This is a genomic window from Geitlerinema calcuttense NRMC-F 0142 (genome assembly GCF_030285425.1).
On record NZ_JASVEJ010000025.1, the window covers coordinates 70,164 to 78,531 of the forward strand.

Annotated in this window: 7 protein-coding genes and 1 pseudogene; 4 read left to right on the forward strand and 4 right to left on the reverse strand. The window is 48.6% G+C overall.

Annotated features, from left to right (window positions below):
• Positions 1 to 104 precede the first annotated feature (104 nt).
• The 3 genes from QQ055_RS06925 (at position 105) to QQ055_RS06935 (ending at position 3,301) form a co-directional block, all read left to right on the forward strand.
• Positions 105 to 1,298 carry an ABC exporter membrane fusion protein gene (locus tag QQ055_RS06925; protein WP_284474207.1) on the forward strand — a complete coding sequence of 398 codons (1,194 nt, stop codon included), beginning with the start codon at positions 105 to 107 and terminating at the stop codon, positions 1,296 to 1,298.
• Entirely contained in the window at positions 1,295 to 2,479 is a 1,185-nt protein-coding gene (devC, locus tag QQ055_RS06930) for an ABC transporter permease DevC (RefSeq protein ID WP_284474208.1), read from the forward strand. Before QQ055_RS06925 ends, devC begins: the two co-directional genes overlap by 4 nt.
• 213 nt (positions 2,480 to 2,692) lie before the next feature.
• The gene (locus QQ055_RS06935) at positions 2,693 to 3,301 is read left to right on the forward strand and encodes a hypothetical protein (protein ID WP_283359542.1); all 609 of its coding nucleotides are present in this window, start codon (positions 2,693 to 2,695) and stop codon (positions 3,299 to 3,301) included.
• On the opposite strand, the gene QQ055_RS06940 is transcribed toward QQ055_RS06935, so the two are convergent.
• The 4 genes from QQ055_RS06940 to egtC all read right to left on the reverse strand — a co-directional run bounded on the left by QQ055_RS06940 (position 3,298) and on the right by egtC (position 7,877).
• The gene (locus tag QQ055_RS06940) at positions 3,298 to 4,602 is read right to left on the reverse strand and encodes a TerD family protein (RefSeq protein WP_283359541.1); all 1,305 of its coding nucleotides are present in this window, start codon (positions 4,600 to 4,602) and stop codon (positions 3,298 to 3,300) included. The two genes, QQ055_RS06935 and QQ055_RS06940, sit on opposite strands and share 4 nt — an antisense overlap.
• A 130-nt stretch (positions 4,603 to 4,732) precedes the next feature.
• The gene (gene egtD, locus QQ055_RS06945; protein ID WP_432806005.1) at positions 4,733 to 5,770 is read right to left on the reverse strand and encodes an L-histidine N(alpha)-methyltransferase; all 1,038 of its coding nucleotides are present in this window, start codon (positions 5,768 to 5,770) and stop codon (positions 4,733 to 4,735) included.
• Between the two features lie 96 nt (positions 5,771 to 5,866).
• The gene (gene egtB / locus QQ055_RS06950) at positions 5,867 to 7,114 is read right to left on the reverse strand and encodes an ergothioneine biosynthesis protein EgtB (protein ID WP_286004414.1); all 1,248 of its coding nucleotides are present in this window, start codon (positions 7,112 to 7,114) and stop codon (positions 5,867 to 5,869) included.
• Complete coding sequence (gene egtC, locus QQ055_RS06955; RefSeq protein ID WP_286004415.1) at positions 7,086 to 7,877, reverse strand: ergothioneine biosynthesis protein EgtC; 792 nt, start codon at positions 7,875 to 7,877, stop codon at positions 7,086 to 7,088. Before egtC ends, egtB begins: the two co-directional genes overlap by 29 nt.
• Positions 7,878 to 8,261: 384 nt before the next feature.
• On the opposite strand from egtC, the pseudogene QQ055_RS10825 reads away from it, so the two are divergent.
• A pseudogene (locus tag QQ055_RS10825) lies at positions 8,262 to 8,368 on the forward strand (ABC transporter permease); the annotation flags it as partial.

The window sequence follows — 8,368 nt, forward strand, 5'->3', positions numbered from 1 at the left end:
TGGGGGATGTCTTGACTCTCTATACTAAACAGTTTAGTATAGACTCAATTGAACTAAACGGTTTAGTTTCAAATCGTTAAATACCAACCCCTTCCAGGTGAGTCATGGTTCAGCATCCCGCTGCTCGGATCGCTTCAACGCCAACCCTTGCCCGTCAAGCCTTCCTCCTCGTTGCCACAGCCTCTGTAATCGCGGGGGGTGCAACGCTGTACTGGGTGAAATCGCCCTTTTCCCCGCGTGCCCGCGAACCCATCGCCCAAGCCCAACCCGTCGAACTGAAAACCATCACCGCCCTAGGGCGCTTAGAACCCCAAGGACAAACCCTGCAACTCTCCGCCCCCAGCAGTGCCGAAGGCAACCGGATCGCCGAATTGTTAGTGCAAGAAGGCGATCGCATTCAAGCCGGAGAACCGATTGCCATTTTGGATAACCGCGATCGCGCCTCAGCCGCCCTGCAAAAAGCCCAAGAACAAGTCAGCCTTGCCCAAGCCAACCGCGATCGCGTCAAAGCCGGGGCAAAAACCGGAGAACTCAACGCCCAACAAGCCACCATCGCCCGACTCGAAGCCGAACGCAATAACGCCCAAGTCGAAGCCCAACGTTACGAAAAACTCTATCGCGACGGGGCCATTTCTGCGGAAAACTGGGATAACAAGCGCCTCGCCCTCAATACCGCCCAGCAACACCTGCAAGAAGCCCAAGTCACCCTCACCCGCCTGCGTTCCAGCCGAGAACAGCAAATTCAAGAAGCCCAAGCCAACCTCAACCGCACCACCGACGCCAAACTCGAACAAATTAACGAAGCCAAAGCCACCTTAGAGAAAATTGCTGAAATTCGCCCCGTCGATGTGCAAGCCGCCGAAGCCGAACTCAGATCCGCCCAAGCCGCCCTCAAACAAGCCGAAGCCGACTTAGAATTAACCGCAATTCGCGCCCCCAGAGACGGGCAAATCTTGAAAATTAACACCTATCCCGGCGAACGGGTGAGTAGTGAAGGGGTGGTTCTCCTCGGACAAACGCAAAATATGGTTGCAGTGGCAGAAGTCTACGAAAGCGATATTACCCAAGTCCGCATCGGTCAAAAAGCCCGGATCTCCAGCGACGCCTTCCCCGACGAATTATCAGGAACAGTACAGCATATTGGCTTGCAAGTCTTGCGTCAAAACGTTGTTAATACAGACCCTTCCGCGAATATTGATGCCCGCGTTGTGGAAGTCAAAGTTCTGTTAGATCCAGCGTCTAGCCAAAAGGTAGCCGGTTTAACCAACTTACAAGTTAAGGTCGCCATCGAGCAATGATTAAACCCATCAAACCGCTACAAAACCTAAAACGCCGTACCCCCTTGGGTTGGTTGCAACTCAGTCACGATCAAGGTCGAATGCTGGTAGCGATCGCGGGTATTGCCTTTGCCGATATTCTCATCTTTATGCAGTTAGGCTTTCAAAATGCCCTGTATAGCAGTAACACCCGCCTGCACCAAGCCGTTGACGCCGAACTGGTTCTCATTAGTCCCCAGGCGAGAAACCTCATCAACCCCTCCTCCTTCTCCCGGCGACGCTTATATCAAGCAATGAACCTGCCTGAAGTTGAATCTGCCGATCCGCTATACCTGAGAATAGCCACCTGGAAAAATCCCCAAACCCGCAAAGATACCTCCATTTTAGTCGTCGGCTTCAACCCCCAAAAACCCGCCTTCACCCTCCCGGAAGTTAACCAATATTTAGACGAAATTAAATTACCCGATACCCTGATTTTCGATCGCGCCGCCAGGGGAGAATACAAAGAGGCGATCGCTCAAATAGAACAAGGTCAAGCCGTTACCACCGAACTCGAACGCCGCAACGTCAAAATAGACGGCTTATTTACCATTGGGGCATCCTTCGCCGCCGATGGTACTCTAATGACCAGCGATCAAAACTTTCTGCGCTTCTTTCCCCGACAGCAAGCGGGTAGCATCAATGTGGGGTTAATTCAACTCAAACCCGACGCCGATCCGCTACAGGTTCAACAAACCTTGCAAGCCTATCTCCCCAACGATGTCAAAGTCCTGACGCATCAAGAGTTTATCGACTTTGAAAAAGATTACTGGGCTAAAAATACCGCTATCGGCTTTGTGTTTAACCTGGGAGTCGCAATGGGGTTCATCGTCGGTGTCATTATTGTCTACCAGGTTCTCTCCACCGATGTCAGCGACCACATGGCAGAATATGCCACCTTTAAAGCAATGGGATATCGCAGTTCTTACTTACTCAGTATTGTGATTGAAGAGGCGTTAATTTTATCCCTGTTAGGCTTTATTCCCGGCGTCGGGATCTCGTTTGGCTTGTATGCCTTAACCCGCAATGCCACTAATTTACCCCTCTACATGACCTTACTACGCGCCGGAGTGGTATTGATGTTAACGATTATTATGTGCATCCTTTCTGGGGGAATTGCCACCCGCAAGCTACAAGCCGCCGATCCTGCGGATATCTTCTAAGTGCTGAGTGGGTTTCTGAGTGCTGAGTGTAAAGTGCTGTTGCGCTAGCTTCTGCGAAGCAGTGTGCTGAGTGGCTACTGAGTGCTGAGTTAATAGTTACCAAGTTTTCCTGTCTCCCCATCTCCCCAACCCCTAACTCCCAATTCCCAACTCCCTTCTTCCCCATCTAGGAGAAAGCTGTGTAAGATAAAACCAAAGTCTGTGGCGAGTTCTATGACGGAATTCTACAGCACCGAGGATTTAATTGCGATTTTGAATCAAGAACGTCGTGCCTGTATTCGGGGACAGCGCTTAAACTTGGCGGCTAAAGCTTCTGGAAGTCCTGTAATTGACCAATTTTTGCAGATTGAGGGCGTACAAAAATTTAGCGCCTATCAAGACTTTAAGGCGACGGTTCACCACTATCAACGAGAACATCAGGTTTCGGGGGTGGTATGGCGTACCATTACCCTGGGGGAGAAGTCTTTGCGGTTTCCGGTGGTGGACGAACAGTTGATTGCTTTAGAAGGCGATATGGCTATTTTAAAGGCTGCTAAGGAAAGCGCGATCGCCTTTTGGCAAACAGCAACCCAAGGGATGGATCTCTATTTAATCTTGAATCAGCGCAAGGATTATCAGCAGATTCAAATGGCGGAGGCGATCGCGATCGCTCAACGCACGGAATGGGCTAGTCTAATGAAATGGGAAAAGCATGACTTTCTAGAAATTGTCCTGCAACTGGGATGGGGAAAGCCAGAGGAAGCGGCTTATAAGCGCGGATGGCCCGCTTCGGGTAGCGAGTATATCCACGCGGTTAAACCTGGGGCGAAACCCATTTGTTAAATAATGCCTTGCGCCTGGGCTTCAATCAACCAGTAGGGGAACTCAATAAACAGCTTATTGTAAAACTCGTCTTCGTAGGTCAAACTCAAGCTATTGAGTTCTACAAAACTAGCATTATCCACGCGCCGACCGGAGAGAATATCTAAAGACCGGAGAAATTCAAAGGAAGTCGCTGATAAGCTGGTTTCGTCGCTAATGCCAAAAAATTGCCAGAATACCGGATATTTAGAAGAAGTTCTCACGGCATACTCTGCTTTTTGGGCATCGCTACACAAGCCCGAACCGAGGACTGTGGCAAAATTGGGATACTTGCGCTTATCTTCTTGCAAGTATTTTTGCAATAAATCGACCATGACGGGGGCGTAGTTGGCGGCGTTGCGTTGCGCCAAGGTGCGAGAAACGGGCAAAACTTGCTGCTTCACGTAGTTATCGACGTTCGCCGGAATGACAGACGGGAGTCGCTGAAACGTTTCTGCAAATAGCCAGACATCTACGGCGGGAGAGGTTTCCAAACGCTTAGACAGGGCGAGGAGACGTTCTAAGGTCGTTTGCAGATTTCCCCCAGTTATCCAGCTTTGCATGGCGGGGGATGCTTCGATGATACAGCCAATTCTGGCTTTAAGTTGACCTAAATTCGCGTTGGCGATCGCCTTATCCACCTGCGAGGTTAGCAAATCAACTGAGGAAATTTCAAAGCTTTCTGGCTGGCGAACCCCCACCTCTGCTTTTGCAGGCGTTTCCACATAATACTTATCCACAAAGCTTTGCAGCCCCATATTATAGCCTTGTCCCACGGCTTGGAACCGCCATTTACCATTGCGCTTATAGAATTTCCCAAACTCTAGCGCCCGCTCTTTGTCAAATTGGTCGGTTAGATTATAACGGGCAATCTCTACCTCATTACTGGGATTGTAAAGCCGAATGTAGGCGTCTCTAACTTGACTAAAGTTTTGTCGTTTTTCCTTCGCGTCGTGAATGGTGACAACAATGATAATTTCTTCTATCGCCGGATTAACTTGAGTCAAATCAACTGTAATCGTTTGTTGGTCTGAAGTCCGAGATTGGCGATTGGCTAAATGACGAACTGAACCATCCTGGGACACCAAATTATTATAAAAGACAAAATAGCGCTCGTCTGGAATTTTCCCATCCGCGCCAATCATAAACACCGAAGCATCAATATCGTATGCTTGTCCGCCAACCTGGGTAACTTGCCAACCTAGACCAACAGCGACTTGTTTAACATCCGGTGCAGCTTGGGAAAGGTCAAATCTTTCGCCTGTAACAAGCTGGGTTCCCATAATACCGCATCTCCGTTCCCAGTATTACCTATCCTAGCTTATCCCAGTTTTCCGTTTGTTCCAACTCAGGGAGGGTTCATTCCTGTTTTCTCCTGACTCAAGTTTGAACCAACCCTCCTGAGTCATGGGGTTAATTTTTTTCGACAAGCTGAAGCTGGGCTAAAATCAAGCCAAACCACTGACGCGAATCAGTCCAGTATTTCAGGGTTTTTAATCCCTTAGCTTGTAAATAAGCTTGCATTTGTTGCAGTTCAAATTTCCGAGAGATTTCAGTTCTTAAGGTTTCTCCTGCGGCAAAGGTTGCTTCAATTTGCAACTCGCGGAGATGAATTACTTGGTCTTTCAAGCTGCGAAGATGCATTTCAATTTGGCGAGCATCTTCATTATAAAATGCCCAATGTTCAAACAAGCTCAGATCGAAATTTGCTTGAAATCGACGATTGAGATGATTGAGCAGATTTAAGTTAAACTCAGCCGTGATTCCTTGGGCATCGTTATAGGCTGCTTCTAAGATTTCTTTGGGCTTTTGCAGGTCAACTCCTAATAAGAAATACTCGCCTTCTGTTAGCGTATCAGTCACTTGAGAAAAAAAGCGATCGCACTCATCAAGATCCAAGTTTCCTAGCGTACTGCCAATAAAACAAAGCATCCGAGTTGGCATTTTAGTCGGCGGTAATTTAGTTAATGCTACCTCATAGGTACTCGCCAGCGCATGAACCTGTAAAGAAGGATATTCAGTCAGTAATTTCTGGGCTGTATCTTCCAGCATTCCCGCACTCACATCAATGGGAATGTAGCGCAAAGGAAACTCTAATTTTTGGTAAGCATCCAAGAGAATGCGGGTTTTGGTGGAACTTCCGCTTCCTAATTCTACTAACTCACAAGGTCCAGTCAGTTGGGCAATTTCCGAAGCATATTGCTTTAAAATAGCCGTTTCGGTTCGCGTGGGGTAATACTCTGGAAGCTGACAAATTTGCTCGAACAAATGCGACCCTTTAGAGTCATAAAAATACTTAGGGGGCAAGGTTTTAGGGTTCTGGGTTAGCCCCTGAATAACTTCTAGCCCTTCTGCATGAGAAATCGCTTGAGTGTTCAGAAATTGCTCAAGAGTTAGGCGATTTTGCGAGGACTGATGAGTTGCGAAATTTGAATCGATCCTTCTCACAATAATAAACCTATGAGAGATACAACAAGGTAGCCCAAAATACACGGCTATTTTAGGCTCGAAATCTTATACCTTTGCTAGGATATCAGATACAAAGAATTAACTTAGCGAATCTCGAACGCACCGAAACCCGGCTAGAATTTGCCGTACTCCCGGATGATACCAGTTGCGGAAACTCGAACGCATCCCCCAAGGGCGAGTTGCCCAACTTCCCCCTTTGAGTACCCGATGTTGTCGATCGAAATAAACTTGAGAATAACCCAAATAAGGAAAGCTTTGAAATCCCTCGTAACCGTCAAACCAAGTTGCAGTCCATTCCCAAACATTGCCTAACAAATCGCAAACTCCATAGGCACTTTCTCCGCCAGAATAAGCATTAACGGGCGTTGTTTGTCCCACTGCATGGTTGTGGTTGCAATGGCGGTTTGTGGGAAATTCTTCTCCCCAAGGATAGGTGCGGCTGTGCTGAACTTGGTGATCCCAACGGGCAGCTTTTTCCCATTCGGCTTCTGTGGGTAAGCGTTTTCCGACAAAATTGGCATAGGCTTCCGCTTCGTAATAGCTGATACCGCACGCCGGACGATCTTGGGGTAGATTAGGATGCCAATAGAGGGGTTGATTAACAGGATGGTCTTGCAACCATTGCCAGCCAGCATCCGACCACCACTGGCGAGTTTGATAGCCTCCTTTTGCCATAAAGTCCTGGTATTGACCGCAGGTGACAGGATAGCGGTCTATCCAGTAAGTGTCTAACTCCACCCAATGGGATGGGCGTTCGTTATCCAAGGCAAAACTGGTTTGAGCGCCCATTTCAAACCCTCCAGCCGGAATTTTGACCATTTCCGTGGCTGTGGCTTCGGTTCGGGTAGGCTTCAGGGGCGGAACCGCAGGGCGAGAAGATAGGCGAATCATTTGCAGCACAAAGGCAACGGTTTCGCCATGTTGCACTTCATGCTGAAGGATAAATTGCCAAAGGCGTTCTTGGGTATCTAGGGGGGCAGTTTCTAGGTATTTTAGAACCCGCTGGCGAATGGTCTGGAGATAGTCGCAAACTTCAGCCAATTCTGGAATTTTACCCCGTTGGGCTTTGGGCAAGCCATCAACAGCAAACAGTTGGCGATATTCTGGATGCAGGGGTGATTCTCCGGCACAACGTTCTAAAATCCAATAACTCTCGGTAAAGCCAATATGACCGAGATGCCACCCAATGGGACTAAATTCAGGATGAATTTGCTGTTTAAAGGTGGTACTGTCTACGCCTTCGTATAAGGCGAGAGTACCCAGACGACACTGCTGGAAGTCGCGAGAAAGGGTATCTCTACAAGATGGGGTTGATGCGAGTCTCAAAATCTTCTCCAACGCTGAGGATACTATTTTCAGGACATCGTTCCCACTTTGCCTCAAATAAGGGTTCGGAAGCAATCAGCGTATTGGTAGAAATTTCTGACGGGGTTTGCAGCCAGTAGAGACTGGGGGCTGAGGTGTTGAGGGCAAAGCGAGAGGCGACTAAGCGCTTGCCATCAGAGAGGATAATATTAGCCGAAACCTTGATAGATAGGGGCGTTGCGAGTTCGGTGAGGGTGATGAGGGTTTTGTGCAGCAGGGTTTCTAGAGAGGCATTGGGAAGGGAGTCTCTTGTTTCTTGGAAGAGGGCGAGGATATGCTCGGAGTCGGTGCTTCCCTGGATTTGCTGGTAGATGCTATCTTGGAGGCGATCGCGGATAGGACGATGCAGCGTTTGCCCAAAGTTCTCAATCAAACCATTATGGGTGAACAACAGGCGATCGCGCTTAAACGGCTGACAATTACTTAAATCTACCGCTTGTCCGGCCGTAGCGCTGCGAATATTCGCCATAAAGCAAGAAGTTTCTACATAACGGCTGAGTTCGGGTAAGTTCACATCACTCCAAATCGGTAGGATGTTTTTGTAGATAAAAGGCGATGTCTCCCGTTGGGGATGATACCAAGCCACGCCAAACCCATCAGCGTTAACCACCCCAGAAGTCATTTCACGGGGTTCGTAACTTTGCACAACTAACGAATGTTCCGGTTCATAAAGTAGCGCCTCCAGTTGAATAGGCGCGCCGAGATAAGCCAAAATTCGACACATAGGGAAGAAGGGAGTTGGGAGTTGGGAGTTGAGGGGTTGGGGAAGAAGAGGATGGGGAGAAGAAGGGAATTACAGGTTAATGCTGACTGACTTCTCTACTTCTGGTGAAATTAGCACTCTTTTCTTCTCTCAACACACCTTTTCTTACTCAGCACTAACTTCCCCACTCGGAACTCGGAACTCGGAACTTTCGCACTCCGTTCCCCCCACTCGGAACTCGGAATACCGCTACGCGGAAGCAAGCTACGGAACTTTGCACTCCTTCCCCCACTCAGCACTCAGCACTTTACACTCAGCACTTAGAGAAACACTCAGCACTTAGACGAAACACGTCAGCACTTAAAACAATGGCAACAGAAGCCATTAGGATGGTGGGGTGTTCCATTGGCGATCGCAGCCGGAACCATGCGAGGCGGAACCCCGTTTCTCTTCGTCTCCTTGGGCGAATGCCTCACCGAAAAAAGCGGCAAAATTAACCTCGGTTTAGAACG